The sequence below is a fragment of the Mesorhizobium sp. WSM4806 genome (genome assembly GCF_055811635.1).
In genome coordinates, this window is the sequence record NZ_JBVVQZ010000030.1 from 1 (window position 1) to 16,159 (window position 16,159).

Consider the following 16,159-nt stretch of genomic DNA (forward strand, 5'->3'; position numbering starts at 1 on the left):
GTCGCTCAGGCCGATATCGGCCTTGAAGATGCCGCCTGACGCGTCGACGACCAGCGCATTGGTGATGACGGTGTCGAGCGCGCGGTTGGGGCGGGGCCCCGGCTACCGGTTACCTCACCGTTCGCGGCGACCTTCGCCAGCACGCCGCAGCCCACCCCGCAGTAGGGGCAGGTGGTCCTCACCTCGCGCGCTTCGTCGATCTTCATGATTCAAGCCGCGCGACTGGCCAGCGCTTCCAGCGCAATGAACAGGCGCTCGCCCTCGATCCGCACCGGAATGGTGCGCACCGCACCTTCATCGGCGCCGAGCGCCTTGCCGGTTTCCAGCGAGATCACCCAATTGTGCAGAGGACAGGTCACCGCCGCGCCATGGACGATCCCCTGCGAGAGCGGCCCGCCCTTGTGCGGGCAATGGTCCTCGATGGCGAAGACCTGATCGTCAGCGGTGCGGAAGACAGCAATCTTGCCTTGAGGCGTGGCGACGCAGCGCGCGCCGCGGCGCGGAATGTCTGAGAGCGTGCCGACAGCAATCCAATTCATCATCATCACTCCGCCGCCTGCGCGAAGCCGACCGAAGCCATCGGCCGGAATTCGTGCTTGTCCTTGCCGGAAACGCGTTCCGACCACGGGTCGACCTGGGCGAATTTCTGCGAAAAGACGAAGCGGTCGAAATAAGCCTTGCGCTTCTCGCCATCGTCCATGATCTGGCGCTTGATCTCGGCGATGCCGATGCGCTTGGCCCATTTGTAGATGCGCTCGAGATAGCGGCCCTGCTCGCGATACATCTGCGTCAACGCCACGATATGCTCCAGTGCCTCGTCCTCGGTCTTGACCAGGCCGAGTACCTCGGTGCCCTTGATGTCGAGGCCGGCTGCCCCGGCGAAATGGATCTCGTAGCCTGAATCGACGCAGATCACGCCGACATCCTTGCAGGTTGCCTCGGCGCAGTTCCGCGGGCAGCCCGACACCGCCATCTTGACCTTGGCCGGCGTCCACGAGCCCCACATGAATTTCTCGATGCGGACGCCGAACCCCGTAGAATCCTGCGTGCCGAAGCGGCACCAGTCCGAACCGACGCAGGTCTTTACGGTGCGCAGTCCCTTGGCATAGGCGTGGCCGGAGACGAAGCCGGCCTGGCCGAGATCGGCCCACACCGCCGGCAGATCCTCCTTGCGGATGCCGAGCATGTCGATGCGCTGGCCACCGGTGACCTTGACCATTGGAATTTCGAATTTGTCGACGACGTCGGCAATGGCGCGCAGTTCGGCGGCATTGGTGACGCCGCCCCACATGCGCGGCACCACCGAATAGGTGCCGTCCTTCTGGATGTTGGCGTGTACGCGTTCGTTGATGAAGCGCGACTGGTAGTCGTCTGCATACTCGTCCGGCCAGTCGCAGACGAGATAGTAATTGAGCGCCGGCCGGCATTTGGCGCAGCCGCAGGAGGTGGTCCATTCCAGTTCCTGCATGACGGCGGGAATGGTCTTCAGGCCCTTGGCCTTGATCAGCCGGCGGACCTCATCATGGCCGAGCGTGGTGCAGCCGCACATCGGCTGCACCGCCGCCGGATTATATTTGTCGCCGATGGTGAGTACCATCAGCTTCTCGACCAGCCCGGTGCAGGAGCCGCAGGAGGCGGACGCCTTGGTGTGAGCGCGCACGTCGTCGAGCGAGGTCAGGCTTTTGGCCGTGATCGCGCCAGTGATCTTTCCCTTGCAAACGCCGTTGCAGCCGCAGATTTCCGCATCATCCGGCAAGGCTGCAACGGCCGCCATAGGGTCCAAGGAGGCGCCTCCCTGGTATGACTGGCCGAAGATAAGCGTGTCGCGCATTTCCGATATGTCGGTCTGCTTCTTCTTGAGGTCGTTGAACCAGGCGCCGTCCGCCGTCTCGCCGTAAAGCACGGTGCCGATGATGCGGTCATCCCTGAGCACCAGGCGCTTGTAGACGCCGGCCGCGGCATCGCGCAGCACGATCTCCTGGCGGTCCTCGCCCTCGGCAAAGTCGCCAAGCGAGAACAGCTCGATGCCGGTAACCTTGAGCTTGGTCGGCGTGTCCGAATGGACGAAGGCGGCGGCCTCGTCGCCGGCCAACTGGCTGGCGGCGACACGCGCCATCTCATAGAGCGGTGCGACCAGGCCGTAGACCATGCCGTTGACCTCGGCGCATTCGCCGAGCGCGTAGATGTCGGGGTCGTTGCTGCGCATGCCGGCATCGACGACGATGCCGCGATTGACGGCAATACCGGCCTCTTTGGCGAGAGCGGCGTTCGGCCTGATGCCGACCGCCATCACCACCAGCGTCGCCGGAATGATGGTTCCGTCGGCGAGTTCCACCTGCTCGACCTTACCCTTGCCTGTGATCGCCTGGGTGTTGGCCTTGGTGATGACCTTGATGCCGCGCTGCTCGACGGCCCGCTGCAGGAGATAGCCGGCGGCCGGATCGAGCTGTCGTTCCATCAGCGTCGGCATGACATGCAGCACGGTGACGTCCATGCCCTGCGCGTTCAGGCCCGCAGCCGCCTCCAGCCCTAGCAGGCCGCCGCCGATGATCACGGCCTTGGCCCGTGACTGCGCGGCCAGCATCATCGCCCGAACGTCGTCGAGATCGCGATAGGTCAGCACGCCCGGCAGATCGTGGCCGGGCACCGGGATGATGAACGGCACCGAGCCGGTGGCGATGACGAGCTTGTCGTAGGGCTCGGTGACGCCGTGGTCGGAGGTGACGGTCTTTGCCTGCCGGTCGATGGCGACGATCTTGTGGCCCTTGTAGAGGGTGATCCCGTGCTTGATGTACCAGCCATCGCCATGAATGATGATCTCTTCATAATCCTTTTCGCCTGACAGAACCGGCGACAGCATGATGCGGTCGTAGTTCACGCGCGGCTCGGCATTGAAGATCGTGACCTGGTAGAGGTCCGGCGCCTTTTCCAGCAGGTGCTCCAGCATGCGCCCGGGGGCCATGCCGTTGCCGATGATGACGAGTTTTTCGGTCATGTCCTGATCCACTCCGGTCTCACTCAGCCGCGTAGGAAAGGCCTGAAGCTTCGGCGGCGGCCGCGCGCTCCATCCGCCGGATGCTGAAGTGCATCCAGGCAAAGCAGGTGGCGACGATGACGAAGAGCAGCATGAAGCAGCTCGACCAGACGCCGGTGAGGTCGTTGAGTGCGCCGAAGGCGATTGGCAGGACAAAGCCGCCGAGCCCGCCAATCATGCCGACGACGCCGCCGACCGCGCCGACACTCTGCGGGTAGTAAGCCGGGATGTGCTTGTAGACGGCGGCCTTGCCAAGGCTCATGAAGAAGCCGAGCACGCAGGCAACGGCTATGAAGGCGAGCGGGCCGATCTCGAAATGGAAGGCGATCGGCCCGCTGATGCCGTGCACGACGTAGTCTGCCGAGGGGAGAGACAGAACGAGAGTCGCGACGGCACTGACCGCGAAGGTCCAGTAGAGCACGGTGCGGGCGCCGATCCGGTCGGAAAGCACGCCGCCATAGGCGCGGAAGATACTTGCAGGGATCGAATAGGCCGCGCCGATCATGCCGGCGGTCGCGATGCCAAAGCCGTAGACGCCGATCAGGTAGCGCGGCAACCACAGCGACAGCGCCACGAATGCTCCGAAGGCGAAGAAATAATAGAAGGCGAAGCGCCAGACCTGCAGGTTCTTGAGCGGCGCGAATTCCTGCAAGAAGCTTCTCGCAGGCGCTGCCTTGCCGGCGCGGCGCTCGCGGATGACCGGATCGTCGCCGGTCGTGAACCAGAAGACGGCGGCCATGACGACGAGTGCTGCCGCCCAGATCAGCGCGACCGACTGCCAGCCCCAGGAGAGAAGCACGAACGGTGCCAGGAACTTGGTGACCGCGGCGCCGACATTGCCGACACCGAAAATGCCAAGCGCCGTGCCCTGCTTGCCGGCCGGGAAGAAGCGCGAGACATAGGCGACACCGACGGCGAAGGAACCACCGGCGAGCCCAACGCCTAACGCGGCGACCAGCATCTGTCCGTAGGTATGCGCAAAAGCGAGCAGGAAGGTCGCGACCGCCGCCGCAAGCATGGTCGCGGTGTATACCAGCCGCCCGCCAAAACGGTCGGTCCAGACACCGAGCACCATGCGCACGAGCGAACCGGTGAGGATCGGCGTGCCGACCAGCAGGCCGAACTCCGTCTCGTTCAGCCCAAGGTCCTGCTTTATGCGCACGCCGATGATTGAAAATATCGTCCACACCGCGAAGCAGACGGTGAAGGCGATGGTGGACATCACAAGCGCCTGGCGGGGAGCATTGTCCTGGCTGGGCGCGGCTGGGAGATTTGCGGTCAACGTCTGGCTCCGGTTTGCGGCGTGGGAGGCACCGCGGATGTTTGTGGGTGAATGATCAGCGGCGCGGCATCAGTGCGTGCAACGAGACCGGGCTCGCCACGGCCAGGTCCTTGTTTTCCGTCTTGGCGCCGACGGGAAACAGCAGGAGCGCGGCGGTGAACAGTGCCGCCGTCAGCGCGCTGCTGGCCAGAAAATCGCGGCGCGTGAAGTCCGCGAGGGACGCGCCAGTTCCGATCCGTTTCGTCATCGTCGTCTCCGGTTGGGCGCCGCTTGGGACCAGCGCCGTCGATCGCGTAAAAACAAAAAAGCCGCCGGTCAGGTCTTTGCGCGTCCGTCCATCCGGGATCGCGTATTGACCTGAGCGGCAGCTTTGCCTGTGGCGCCCGCCATTGGACGCCGTGTCACTTGGCCCTTTCGGACCTACAATCTGAAAAGCAGGAAGCGTGCCAATTTGACAGCGCTCCAGATTATCGAATGAAATCAATGTGAACCGCAGCCGCGCGATTTTTGACCAAGCCCGGCAGCGGATCAAAGATTAGTCAGAATGCCTTGCACAGCAGCATAATATTTGTGCAATGCGGTAGATTGCCCATTGCCGATGCAGATTGCCAATTGTAGATGATGACGCGTTTTTCGGTCATGGCCTTACTCCGCGGCTTCCACGAAGCGGTGGCGTTCGTAGAGGAACTTCAGCACCGCCTCGCGGCAGCGCAGGAAGGTCCGGTCGGAGGAAAGCTCGATGCGCCGGCGCGGCCGGGCCAGCGGCACCGCAAGCACCTCGCCGATGGTCGCCGCTGGACCGTTGGTCATCATGACGATGCGATCGGACAACAGCACCGCCTCGTCGACATCGTGCGTGATCATGATCGTCGTCGAGCCAAGCCTCGAATGGATATCCATCACCGCATCCTGCAGATGGGCGCGCGTCAGAGCGTCCAGCGCACCGAAGGGCTCGTCGAGCAGCAGGATCTTCGGCTCCATGGCCAGCGCGCGGGCGATGCCGACGCGCTGCTTCATGCCGCCCGATATCTCGGCGGGCCGCTTGTCCCTGGCATGCGCCATCTGCACGAGGTCGAGATTGCGCATGATCCAGTCATGCCGCTCGGCCTTGGTCCTGGTCAAACCGAACACCTTCGACACCGCCAGATTGATGTTCTCGTAGACGGTGAGCCACGGCAAAAGGCTGTGGTTCTGGAATACCACGGCGCGCTCGGGTCCGGGGCTGTCGACCTCCTTGTCCTCGAGCAGGACCGCGCCGGCGGAGACTCTGGTCAGCCCGGCGATCAGGTTGAGCAAGGTCGACTTGCCGCAGCCGGAATGGCCGATGATGGAGACGAATTCGCCTTTGTCGATGGTCAGCCGGATGTCTTTCAGCACCTCGCTGACCTGGCCGCCGCGGGCAAAGGATTTGTCGATATGGTCGAGTTTCAGGTAGGCCGTCATCGCCCCTCTCCTCACTTTGCCGTTGTGCCGCGGGTGACGAAGGCGCCGGCCGCCGCGACCAAGCGGTCGAGGCAGAAGCCGGTGACGCCGATATAGGCGAGCGCGACGATGATGTCGGGCAGCCGCGACGAGTTCCAGGCGTCCCAGATGAAGAAGCCGATGCCGACGCCGCCTGTCAGCATTTCGGCGGCGACGATGGCGAGCCAGGACAGGCCGATGCCGATGCGCAGGCCGGTGAAGATGTAAGGTGCCGCGGCCGGCACCATGATCTTTACGAAGAATTCGAGCTGGTTGAGCCTGAGGATGCGGGAGACGTTTCGATAATCCTCTGGAATGTTGCGGACGCCGACGGCAGTGTTGATGATCACCGGCCAGATCGAGGTGATAAAGATGACGAAGATCGCCGACGGGCTGGAATCGCGGAAGGCAGCCAGCGACAGCGGCAGCCAGGCGAGCGGCGGCACGGTGCGCAGAATCTGGAACACCGGATCGAGGCCGCGCATCGCCCAGATCGACTGGCCGACCAGCGCACCGAGCGCGACGCCGACGATGGCAGCCAGGCCGAAGCCGATGGCGACCCGCTGCAGCGAGATCAGCACCCGCCAGGCCAGTCCGATATCCTGCGGACCATAGTCGAAGAACGGATGGGCGATCAGATCGTAGGCCTCGTTCCATACCTGGCTAGGTGGCGGCAAGCTGGCATTGGGCGACGAGCAGGCGACCTGCCAGACGACGAGCATGACGATGATGACTACGGCCGGCGGCACCAGCGTGCTCGCCAGCTTGCCGGCGATCGCGGCGGGATCGAAGCGGCGCCTCACCTTGGCGGTGAAAGCTATGACCTCTGCAGGCTTGGCAGGCGCGGGGAACGCCTTCACCTTGGTGTCCTCGATGGCTTGAATAGACATTTTCGCAAAAAGCTCCTTGAGCACTGGCAAGCGGCGCAGCGGCGGCGCTTGCCGTCGACGTCAGGCCGATGCCTTGATCTTGAGGCTGTCGAGATAGGCGGACGGGTTGGCCGGATCGAAAATCTTGCCGTCAAAGAAGGTCTCGACGCCGCGCGATGGAGACGCCGGGATATCTGCCGCAGCAACGCCAAGATCCTTGGCCGCCTCGCGCCACAGATCTTCGCGGTTGACTTGATCGACCAGCGCCTTGATGTCGGTGGTCGCCGCGAATTTGCCCCAGCGGATGTTTTCGGCGAGGAACCAGCTGTCGTGGCTCTTGAACGGATAGGACACACCGCCCTTCCAGAACTTCATGTAGAGGTCGGTGCCGGTGGCGACGCGGTCATTGCCGTAATTGATGTCGCCCTTGAGGCGGCCGATGATGTCGGCTGTCGGCACGTTCATCCATTGCCGCTTGCCGATGATGGCCGCCATCTCGTCCTTGTTTTCCATGGCTTCGCACCATTGCTGGGCTTCCATGACGGCCATCAGGATCGCCTTGGTGGCGTTCGGGTTCTTGTCGATGAAGGCGGCGCGCAGGCCGAGCGCCTTTTCCGGATGGCCTTTCCACAACTCGCCCGTGGTGGCGGCGGTAAAGCCGACGCCCTGATGGACGAGTTGCTCGTTCCATGGCTCGCCGACGCAGAACACGTCCATGTTGCCGACCTTCATGTTGGCGACCATCTGCGGTGGCGGCACGACGATGGTCGAGACATCCTTGTTGGGATCGATGCCGCCAGCGGCCAGCCAATAGCGCAACCAGAGATCATGAGTGCCGCCCGGGAAGGTCATGGCGGCCTTCACCTCCTTGCCTTCGGCCTTCTTGGCCGCGAAGGCGTCCTTCAGCTTGGAGGCGTCGAGGCCGACGCCGGTGCCGGCATATTCCTGCGCGACGGAAATCGCCTGGCAGTCGTAATTCAGCCGCGCGACGATCGCCATCGGCATCGGCTGGTTGTTCTGCGTCACCTTGCCGGTATGCATCAGGTAAGGCATCGGCGTCAGGATATGGGCGCCGTCGATGCCGTTGGCTTCGCCGCCGAGCATCAGATTGTCGCGCGTCGCGCCCCAGGAGGCCTGCTTGAGCACCTCGACATCGGGCATGCCGAATTTCTCGAACAGGCCCTTCTCCTTGGCGATCATCAGCGGCGCCGCGTCGGTCAGCGCGATGAAGCCGAGCTTGGCGCCGGTGACTTCCGGTGCCGCGGGCGCCGCATAGGCGCCAGACGGCAGCAGCGCGCGTGCCGCTGCCAGGGTTGCCGCGGTGGCAGCACTTGCCATCAGAAAATTGCGGCGGGTCATGCCCTCGAGAGGGGCTTCAGTCTTGATGCGTTTCGTCATCGTCGTCTCCCGTTGGGCACTGCTTGGGATCAGCGCCGTCGATTGCCGTGCTCGGTCAAAACAAAAAAAGCCGCCAGCCAGGCCGCGCGCGTCCGTCCATCCGGGATCGCGTGTTGACCTGAGCGGCAGCTTTGCCTGTAGCGCCCGCCATTGGACGCCTGTTCCGTGACCCGAAAAGAGTCTGCTTATTGCAATGCAGGAACCGTGCCAATTTCGGAATGGATGACAAACATCAATGAGATCAACGGCATGCCACAATCATCGGCGCGCTGGCCCGTTGGGCGAGCAAGCCAAAGATTGTTCATTAGCGCCGTTGCACGCATAATTTTTGTGCAATGCACAAGAATGGCGCCAAAATGATCAGGCTTCGGCGCGCGCCAATTTCTGCCCGGCAATGTAGGCGTCGACCTCGTCGGGATCGAATATCTGGCCATCGAAGAAACCATCGGGGCCGAGCACCAGACTGGCGCCGGCGGAGCCGACAGGTGTGGCAGACGCCAGCGCGCCCTCCACCTTAGAATTGGCGCCGGGAAGTGCGACGCCGAGCGGCTTCAGCGCTGCGCGATAGAGGTCGGGCCGGTAGGTGTCCCGCGCGAGCGCCATGTGGGCAGCGCTGTGCTTGACCTGCCCCCAACGGACCATCTGCGTGTAGAACCACAGCGCGTGGCTTTTCCACGGAAAATTTGCCGCCTTGCCGAAAGCCAGAAAGAAGTCCTCGACGGTCAGTTCCGCGCCGCCGCCCAGCGCAAGATGTCCGGTCAGGATCGGCATCTGTAGCGCCGGCGAAAGGCCGAGGAGGGAAGGCTGCGCCATCAGGGCGGCCAGTTCGCCGCGGTTTGCCGGATCCTGGCACCAGCGCGCGGCGTGATGGAGCGCGCGCAGCAGCGCCGAAAGCGCTTGCGGGTGTTTTTCGGCCCAGGCCTTGCGCACGCCGACGACTTTCTCGGGGCTGGTCTTCCAGATGGTGGCCTTGACCGTGGCGATATGGCCGGTGCCGGCGACGACCGAGGCGCTGTTCCACGGTTCGCCGGCGCAGTAGCCGTCGATCCTGCCGGCGGCGAGTGCGTCGGCCATGAAGGGCGGCGGCACGATGACGATTTCTATTTCGCGCGACGGATCGATGCCGCAGGCGGCGAGCCAGTAGCGCAGTTCGTAATTGTGTCCGGAGTGCGGATGCACGACCGCAAAGCGCAGGGGGTCGCGACCGGCATTTGCCCGTTCACGGATCAGCGCTCCCAAGGCCTTGCCGGCCCGCGCCGGATTGAGATCGGGCAAGGCGCCGTGCGCGGCCATGCCCGCCCAGAGCGTGTTCGAAACCGTTACGCAGTTACCGCCCAGTCCCAGCGAGAACGGCACGATCGTGTCGGAGGCGAGCGGGGTGAGCCCCAGATTGCAGGCGATCGGCATCGGCCCCAGCATATGCGCCAAATCGAAATGCCCGATCGCGATGCGGTCGCGGATGTTGGCCCAAGAGGTTTCGCGGCTGAGCGTCAGGTCGACGCCTTCGCGTGCGGCAAAGCCGATCTCCCTCGCTGCGACAAGGACGGCGCTGTCGAAGAGCGGTATGAAACCTGCATTGATCTGGTGTTCGGCCGCCATGCTCAACTCTCTCCGGGATCCAGAAGGCCTGCCGCCGTCACCAGGCTCTGCGCGATTTCGCTGATCTTGCGGTTCTGGTTCATGGCGGTCTTGCGCAGAAGCGTATAGGCCGCGTCCTCCGACAGGCCGCGTGATCGCATCAGGATGCCCTTGGCGCGGTCGATGACCTTGCGGTCCTCCAATTCACTGCGGGCTTCCTCAAGTTCGCGCGCCATCCGCGAGAACGCGTTGAAGCGGCTGATCGCCATGTCGAGGATCGGCTTGACGCGCTCCTGGCGCAGCCCGTCGACGACATAGGCGGAGACCCCCGCTTCCACCGCAGCTTCGATTGAAGCCTGATCCGACCGGTCCACGAACATGGCGATCGGCCGCTTCACCACGCGCGAAAGCTGGAACATGTTTTCAAGCATATCGCGGTTGGGATTTTCGAGATCGATGACGATTACGTCCGGTTCGATCTCGGCAATGCGCCGCGCTATTCCCGCAACATCGTGAACGACCGTGACCTGCTCATGCCCGGCCTCCCGCAATCCCGCCTCGATGATGGAGGCGCGGATGTGGTTTTCGTCGATCACCAGGACGGTGAGGGATTTCCGGATCATGCCGCATTTTGCGCACGCAGCGTGATTGTGCAATGCGGCATGGCGAGAATTGACGAAGTCATCGCTTAGGGGACCGTAACATGTTCGCGGAACCGACCGTTAAGCCTCTCTAAACGCATCTGACTTTGCTTTTGTATTCACCGCGCTATTTCCCAATTGCGACCTTGTCTCGCTGGCTTTGAAATTGGAGGTTCCATGGATCGGCGATTATTTTTGACAGGAGTGTTGGGCGTTGCTGGGGCAGCAGCCCTTGCGAGCGCAGTTCGGCCAATCAACGCGGTGGCCGGCGTACCGAGCGCCAGAAGTGGCATCCTCGATGAACTCGACGCGCTGGAGACAGAGCCGTTCGAAGATGAGGATACTCAGGCGGAGCCGGTCCGACATCGGAGCTGGCACCGCAGGCGGCGGCGCCGGCGGCGGGCTTGGAGAAGGGCCTGTCGTCGTGCCTGGCGATATGGCCGTCTGCGCAGACGGTGTTTTCGCAGGCGTGTTTGGGTCTGGGGCTGGTATTATTAGCAGTTAGTGTGCTGAAAACCCCGGTGGTTGCCGGGGTTTTCAGTCTCAGACTAGCCGAATACGGATCAGCCAGTCCTTCGCGCTCAGAAATTTCTACCAATCATTCCTGACCCCTAATGCAACCATTCCGTGACCTGCGAGTTGCGGCAGGGCGGGGTAGGGACATGCAGACATGGCAAAGCGTGAAAGGCTGGGCTACCCCCCACTTGCGGAGGCCATTCGGCAGTTCATCAGCGCTGAAGACAATCGCCATCACGTACACAAGCTGCTTGGGCTGGAGGTCGAACAGGAATTGACGCCAACGCTGGCATCATTGCTTGAGGCGATCGGCAAGGCCGGTCGGGACGAAACTCCATAGCTGCCCTGACGGGTCCTGCTAAGGGAAGCCCGCCGCTGTTGAGGAACAAGCGACGGGCCCACAACGGCTGTGCTTCCACGGAGAACTGGCCGCCGCAATTCTAAACCCGCGCGGGCCTACATCGTTCCTCTTCCCGCTCTAAATTACCCTCCATGGCAACCTACTGGTTCTCCCCTCCGGTGTTCGTGAAGACCGAAATGGTCGGTGTCAGCTATGCCTGTAACAATGTCCGAGGTGCATCCGAGCAGCTCCTGAAATGGTCCAAGAGGGCCCAAGTGGAAACGTGCGTCGGCCCTCTGCCTTCAAGCCCTGGGGGGTGAGGAGGTTGACCCTAAGGAAGTACGCAAGGACTTGGAGGCTGCTGCCGAGGAGGAGGGGGTACTATGGCCCATGAAGCTCTCACTTTAGCTCGCATGAGCCTGTTATCCGATGGGTCGTAAGAAAATTTGGCCCGGATATTCCGACCCCTCCTTTTGACCCGTTGAACCCGCTCACCCGAATTGTCTATCCGAGCTAGCTCAAGCGGCCGATTTTGGGGGCGATCTTTATCGGCTACTAATGACCTGTCGCTTGACGCTGGGTTGGGTGGGCACGCGCGTCAGGCCGGAGTGTAGGCTGGGGTACGGAAGTCGCAATCTTTGAAGGCCCGTCCCCGGCCGCACTCTTGAGACACCCGCCCGGGTGGCCTTTGGGGCCGGCACTAGCCGGTGTAAGTCTGACAGGGCGCCCAAGGCTCCGCTGTCTGGGTCCTGTCATCGCTCAGTCACTATTTAGTTGTGCTGCCACTGCACCCCGCGAAGGCAGCTCAAAGCAGCGGGGACTAACCCCAAGCCCCCCACCCGGTCCCCGCTGCTCATTTACCGTCACGGAACCCCGAAGGTCTAGCCGACCCAGAGCGCGATCTTCAGCGCCTATGCCAGCGCCTTCCGCATCGCCCTCGTCGCATGCTCCAGCCGCCTCTCAGGCCCGCCGTATCGTTCGCTACGTCGCCAAGCGCGTGGCCCTCTCTCCCAAGCATCCGTGCCTAGGCCCTCGCCTCTACCAAACACATGAGCATCCCCTCCGGTCAACATCGAGACAGACCGACCTGGACTCACCTATGGCTGCAACAACGTCGAGGGTGCCGCCACGGAACTTATGAAGTGGGCCAAGCGAGGACCCAAAAAGCCTGCATGGCCTGCCTTGGAGGCGAGGGCACACCCGACGACGTAAGGAAGGCCTTGGAAGCCGCTGCCAAGGAGGAGGGGTTGCTGCGCTCCCTGGTTAGGTTTCCATTTGCGTTATTTGTTCTATCTCGTCTCACGTTGGTCGCTACAGTGCGTTTGATGGGGCAGCCCGGCAGCCCTACTTGGGGGCGCAACGGCCGCCGGGCCTGGCCGGCTGGCAGGTCGGGGGGCAGTCGCCGGCTTGGGCGAAATTGTATGCCGCTTCATGCATCGTTGCTAATTTAGTAAAATGGTCATGGTCCGTTCCCCTAGCCATCAAATCGGATGAGCCTAGACTCGAACCTGTGCGTAAACGAGTGACTGCCGGTGCTGGCCGGCTAGAGTTCATTCCTCCGATGATGCCTACCTTGGTCGCCAAGCCGCCCCAAGGCGACGACTGGATGCATGAAGCCAAATTCGACGGCTACCGCTCCCAAATCATCATCGACGCCGGCGGTGTGCGGATCTTCACCCGCCGCGGCCTAGACTGGACATCGAAGTACCGCGATCTAGCTGCGGCGGCGCGAACGCTGGACGTCGAGAATGCCATCATCGACGGCGAAGTCGTCGTCTTGAATGAGGCTGGGCCTGTCGGACTTTGCCGCGCTGCGCAAGGCCATCACCAGACGCCAGCGCGACCTCTATTTCGTTGCGTTCGATCTCCTGCATCTCAACGGCCACGATCTGCGCGACATGGTACTTGAGGATCGGCGGGAAACCCTAGCCGGCCTCATAGGGTCTGACAGCCGCATCCAGTTCAGTGAGACCATTCCGGGCGAGGCTAATGCGATCTTCATCTGATCGGCGCGGCTGGCCTGGAAGGGATGGTATCGAAGCGTCGGGACAGCAAATATCGCAGCGGCCCGACCACCAATTGGCTGAAGACAAAATCCTTCACAGAAAGCGAGTTTGAACTACTCGGCGTCGAACGCGAGAGGGGCAAGCCCGCGTTTGCTCTGATGGCTGACCCAGCCACCCGCAAATATGTCGGCAGCGCGTTCGTGAGCGTCAATCGCGAGATGCGGGAACGACTTTGGAAAAGGGTCCAGGAGCATGCCGGGTCACCGCCCAAGGACATGCCAAAGCGACCGGCAACGCAGTGGGTCAAGCCGGGCATCAAAGCCCGCGTGAAGCACCTCAGGGGCGAGGACGACCTTCGCCACGCTTCGCTTCAGGACTTCTGGGATGAAAGCTAGCTTTCCGCGTTCTATGCGCTGCCGCTTGTCTCGCTTTCCTCGTCAAGTGCTGAGGCACCGGCAAATAGGCGTTGGCAATCAGCCAAATTAAGCGGACTAATGGTTTCCAGCAAAGGACGCGCGGCGTGGTATACCATCACTATCCGGGGAAACATTGGATACGCAGCCGCTCAGCGCCATCAAAATCAACACCAAAAATAAAAATAGTCGCATCTTTCCCTCCAAATTGGGGGCACTTGGTACGGATGTCATGCTGGTGCCTGGCCGCCGACCGAAAGCGAGGCCCGTTCAGAAACTTATGGAGACCGACATTCCCCGGATGAACCCGGTTTCTGGCGACACAGTAGCCGTCATGGCCGCCCCAGGCAATGTTGAGCGCGGTGCGGGAGGGTAAGGCCGCCATTGCACAGCTGCCCTGCGACATGCGAGTTTGTCAACCAAATGGCTCATCATGGGAGTCTCGTCATGTCCATTCGCCGGATTGCGTTGACCTCGGCAGCGGTCATGCTTGCCTTCACCAACCTCGCCCAGGCCAGGCCGGACACCCGCGCCATGACCTGCCAACAGACGCAGGCGCTAATCCAGAGCCATGGCTCGGCGGTGCTGACCACCGGCCCGAACACCTATGCCCTGTACGTCCGCCGGTACAGCAATGCGTGCGACTCGCCGTTAATCCCAGCGGTAGGGTTTGTGCCGACGCTCGATGGCCAGTGCTTGGTTCGTCGATGCAGAGAGCCGCTCTCCACTCCTCCCGGCTGACGGTGACGAGCATAGCTATTCTGCTGCGCCTTTCGGCAGGAAACCCTTAGCCTCAAGGTCGTCCACTGTGAGTTTCTCGACATAGCAGCGACCATGCGCCTGTCTGCCTTTGGGTCCTTGGAACGGAGTCGCATCATCGGCGTTACCGGCCAACCAAACGCTGCGAATGATATGGAGGAACGGCGTGATCGAGTTGACTGAGAAGGAAAAGCGCTTTCTCAAGCGCGTTGACACCATCACTCACGTTCCTTGGTCGAACAAAGTCACCGCCGCAGATGCCAAAGGCAAGCCCATGCGTATCGCAAGGGCAACGTTTGCCCGATTAAGAGACGACGGTATCATCATCCGATCTACAAGCGACCTGACCTCGAACACCTACGTCATTAATCCTGCACCCGTGACGCCACAAGTCGAGGAAGTGCAGGAAGCGTCCTGATCGGGCGGGGGCACGGCGGCGCGTCAATCCTCAGCCTCACGCCGGCGCCGCCACCATTCTCTAGGCCGGAGGGTGATGACGCGCAAACATTCGCCGTCGAGCGTTCGCAATGAGAGAGGCGGGCGCTCATTCCGCCTCTCGGTGTCGGCTCAAAACGTCGTGCAGTTCACGGTGTTGCCGAAGCGGTTGCAAGTCGTCGTTTTCGGCTGACTGTTTTGCATGTTGGCAAATGCCGCATTCGCCCTGGCAGATGCCCTGCCGCGAGACGAAATGGACTCGTTTTGGATGCATTGGGCCATGGCCGGGGTCCCTGGCTCGAAGCCGTAGGAAACGCATCGGTTGCGGAAATAGGTTGCCTGTTCCGCCTGCGGTGTGGTGGCAAACCAAGCAGGTGAGCCAGGCATACCTAGGCCCGAACCGGAGCAGCCGCTTAAAAGGATGGTCGCGGCCCCTGCCGCCGCGAAAATATGGTATTTGCGCATGCTGCCCCCTGCGCATGCACTGAACTTCAAAAGCTTCGGCCCCGCAAGGGCCGGCGCGGCGCGCAAATATCCCTTCGAAGCCGAACTTTGGGCAGCGCAGCTGGCGGCGTCGGTTCTCCAGCTGGCTTCCGCAGGGGACGCATCAGCATGAGCGCCGGCGTCAAGACAAAGGCGCTGGCTGCATTCGTGCGGCAGTGCCTTGATCCGCTGCCCGATGCCGTCCTCATCGACACGCACCACAATCAGCTCATGCGTCAGGCGCGCCGACTTCCTTGGCGCAAGGCTGATGCTGTCACCAGCCTGGCAAGAGCGGAGACGGCTTACTGGCAAGAGAAAAGCATTCACGCGATGTACGTCCTGGAGGACGAGAACAAATCTAGCGCCTATTCTGACAAACGGATGATCAGCGTCGACAGGAGCCGGCAGGCTGTGGCCGATCAAATCCGAGTTCCAGCGCCCGATCTAATGGCCGTCCAATGGAAGCGAGAAGCCGCAAAGGACCGATATCTGCCGATCGGCGAGGACGAAGTCGCCAAGCTCATTGCGGCGGACGAGGCGTTTCTTGCAGCGCATCCGATCACGAAGCAACCTCGTAGAAAGCGTGGGGGGAGCGACCATCACTGAACCGGACAAAAACTGTCATAGCCCGCTGTCTCACGGTGGCGGGTTTTTCTTTGCGTGAACCTCCGATTAGGATTGACACCTAGCGGCGCATTGCTCCCTCGCCCGTCATGACCGAACCGTAACCTCGACCGGCAAGAGGGAGCGCTGGTTTTGCAGAGGCAGAAAGCCCGAGCGGCCGGCTGGCGAAAAGCGCGACGGTGGCGTCCGCCTTGCTCCTGTCCCTCAGCTATTGCGCGACTTTGGTTCCGTTGACGCCCGGCAATCATGGAAGGCCGAGGGGCGAGTGATCGAGTTCCGGTTCCCATAGCACACTAGCCCAGCACTAAGCCTGCAATCAA

17 protein-coding genes and 3 pseudogenes are annotated in these 16,159 nt (G+C 62.2%); 8 read left to right on the plus strand and 12 right to left on the minus strand.

Annotated features, from left to right (window positions below; genetic code table 11):
* The 11 genes and pseudogenes from AC0L2M_RS31945 to AC0L2M_RS31995 form a co-directional block, all read right to left on the minus strand.
* A pseudogene (locus tag AC0L2M_RS31945) lies at positions 1 to 93 on the minus strand (hypothetical protein); the annotation flags it as partial.
* 14 nt (positions 94 to 107) lie between these two features.
* Positions 108 to 206 (minus strand): annotated as a pseudogene (locus tag AC0L2M_RS31950) (hypothetical protein); the annotation flags it as partial.
* A gap of 3 nt (positions 207 to 209) precedes the next feature.
* The gene (gene nirD / locus AC0L2M_RS31955) at positions 210 to 545 is read right to left on the minus strand and encodes a nitrite reductase small subunit NirD (RefSeq protein ID WP_208602492.1); all 336 of its coding nucleotides are present in this window, start codon (positions 543 to 545) and stop codon (positions 210 to 212) included.
* The gene (gene nirB / locus AC0L2M_RS31960; RefSeq protein WP_473536934.1) at positions 545 to 2,995 is read right to left on the minus strand and encodes a nitrite reductase large subunit NirB; all 2,451 of its coding nucleotides are present in this window, start codon (positions 2,993 to 2,995) and stop codon (positions 545 to 547) included. The genes nirD and nirB overlap by 1 nt, the downstream gene beginning before the upstream one ends.
* 19 nt (positions 2,996 to 3,014) lie before the next feature.
* Positions 3,015 to 4,256 (minus strand): MFS transporter, encoded by a 1,242-nt coding sequence (locus AC0L2M_RS31965; protein ID WP_198032767.1) that lies wholly within the window; start codon positions 4,254 to 4,256, stop codon positions 3,015 to 3,017.
* A gap of 115 nt (positions 4,257 to 4,371) precedes the next feature.
* Positions 4,372 to 4,563 carry a hypothetical protein gene (locus tag AC0L2M_RS31970; RefSeq protein WP_128168358.1) on the minus strand — a complete coding sequence of 64 codons (192 nt, stop codon included), beginning with the start codon at positions 4,561 to 4,563 and terminating at the stop codon, positions 4,372 to 4,374.
* Between the two features lie 398 nt (positions 4,564 to 4,961).
* Positions 4,962 to 5,759 carry an ABC transporter ATP-binding protein gene (locus AC0L2M_RS31975; RefSeq protein ID WP_473536935.1) on the minus strand — a complete coding sequence of 266 codons (798 nt, stop codon included), beginning with the start codon at positions 5,757 to 5,759 and terminating at the stop codon, positions 4,962 to 4,964.
* Positions 5,760 to 5,770: 11 nt separating this feature from the next.
* Entirely contained in the window at positions 5,771 to 6,667 is an 897-nt protein-coding gene (ntrB, locus tag AC0L2M_RS31980; protein ID WP_473536936.1) for a nitrate ABC transporter permease, read from the minus strand.
* 60 nt (positions 6,668 to 6,727) lie between these two features.
* Complete coding sequence (locus tag AC0L2M_RS31985) at positions 6,728 to 8,044, minus strand: CmpA/NrtA family ABC transporter substrate-binding protein (protein ID WP_128172928.1); 1,317 nt, start codon at positions 8,042 to 8,044, stop codon at positions 6,728 to 6,730.
* 360 nt (positions 8,045 to 8,404) lie between these two features.
* On the minus strand, positions 8,405 to 9,643 hold the full coding sequence (locus AC0L2M_RS31990; RefSeq protein WP_473536938.1) for a CmpA/NrtA family ABC transporter substrate-binding protein: 1,239 nt from the start codon (positions 9,641 to 9,643) through the stop codon (positions 8,405 to 8,407).
* 2 nt (positions 9,644 to 9,645) lie between these two features.
* A complete protein-coding gene (locus tag AC0L2M_RS31995; protein ID WP_023796771.1) occupies positions 9,646 to 10,245 on the minus strand; it encodes an ANTAR domain-containing response regulator in 600 nt (199 codons plus the stop codon).
* 688 nt (positions 10,246 to 10,933) lie between these two features.
* On the opposite strand from AC0L2M_RS31995, the gene AC0L2M_RS32000 reads away from it, so the two are divergent.
* The 7 genes and pseudogenes from AC0L2M_RS32000 (at position 10,934) to AC0L2M_RS32030 (ending at position 14,715) form a co-directional block, all read left to right on the plus strand.
* The gene (locus AC0L2M_RS32000) at positions 10,934 to 11,119 is read left to right on the plus strand and encodes a hypothetical protein (protein WP_128244494.1); all 186 of its coding nucleotides are present in this window, start codon (positions 10,934 to 10,936) and stop codon (positions 11,117 to 11,119) included.
* Positions 11,120 to 12,725: 1,606 nt separating this feature from the next.
* A pseudogene (locus tag AC0L2M_RS32005) lies at positions 12,726 to 12,857 on the plus strand (ATP-dependent DNA ligase); the annotation flags it as partial.
* Positions 12,858 to 12,900: 43 nt separating this feature from the next.
* The gene (locus tag AC0L2M_RS32010; protein WP_473536940.1) at positions 12,901 to 13,125 is read left to right on the plus strand and encodes an ATP-dependent DNA ligase; all 225 of its coding nucleotides are present in this window, start codon (positions 12,901 to 12,903) and stop codon (positions 13,123 to 13,125) included.
* Positions 13,126 to 13,283: 158 nt separating this feature from the next.
* Positions 13,284 to 13,520: a hypothetical protein gene (locus tag AC0L2M_RS32015; RefSeq protein WP_473515131.1), complete on the plus strand. Its 237-nt coding sequence runs from the start codon at positions 13,284 to 13,286 to the stop codon at positions 13,518 to 13,520.
* A 154-nt stretch (positions 13,521 to 13,674) separates the two neighbouring features.
* A complete protein-coding gene (locus AC0L2M_RS32020) occupies positions 13,675 to 13,914 on the plus strand; it encodes a hypothetical protein (protein WP_473536941.1) in 240 nt (79 codons plus the stop codon).
* Positions 13,915 to 13,985: 71 nt separating this feature from the next.
* Positions 13,986 to 14,279 (plus strand): hypothetical protein, encoded by a 294-nt coding sequence (locus tag AC0L2M_RS32025; RefSeq protein WP_473536943.1) that lies wholly within the window; start codon positions 13,986 to 13,988, stop codon positions 14,277 to 14,279.
* 184 nt (positions 14,280 to 14,463) lie between these two features.
* Positions 14,464 to 14,715: a hypothetical protein gene (locus AC0L2M_RS32030; RefSeq protein WP_128244496.1), complete on the plus strand. Its 252-nt coding sequence runs from the start codon at positions 14,464 to 14,466 to the stop codon at positions 14,713 to 14,715.
* 149 nt (positions 14,716 to 14,864) lie between these two features.
* On the opposite strand, the gene AC0L2M_RS32035 is transcribed toward AC0L2M_RS32030, so the two are convergent.
* Positions 14,865 to 15,197, minus strand: coding sequence for a hypothetical protein (locus tag AC0L2M_RS32035; protein ID WP_473531428.1), 333 nt, complete (start codon positions 15,195 to 15,197; stop codon positions 14,865 to 14,867).
* Positions 15,198 to 15,344: 147 nt separating this feature from the next.
* On the opposite strand from AC0L2M_RS32035, the gene AC0L2M_RS32040 reads away from it, so the two are divergent.
* Positions 15,345 to 15,821 (plus strand): hypothetical protein, encoded by a 477-nt coding sequence (locus AC0L2M_RS32040; protein WP_473536945.1) that lies wholly within the window; start codon positions 15,345 to 15,347, stop codon positions 15,819 to 15,821.
* Positions 15,822 to 16,159: the final 338 nt, after the last annotated feature.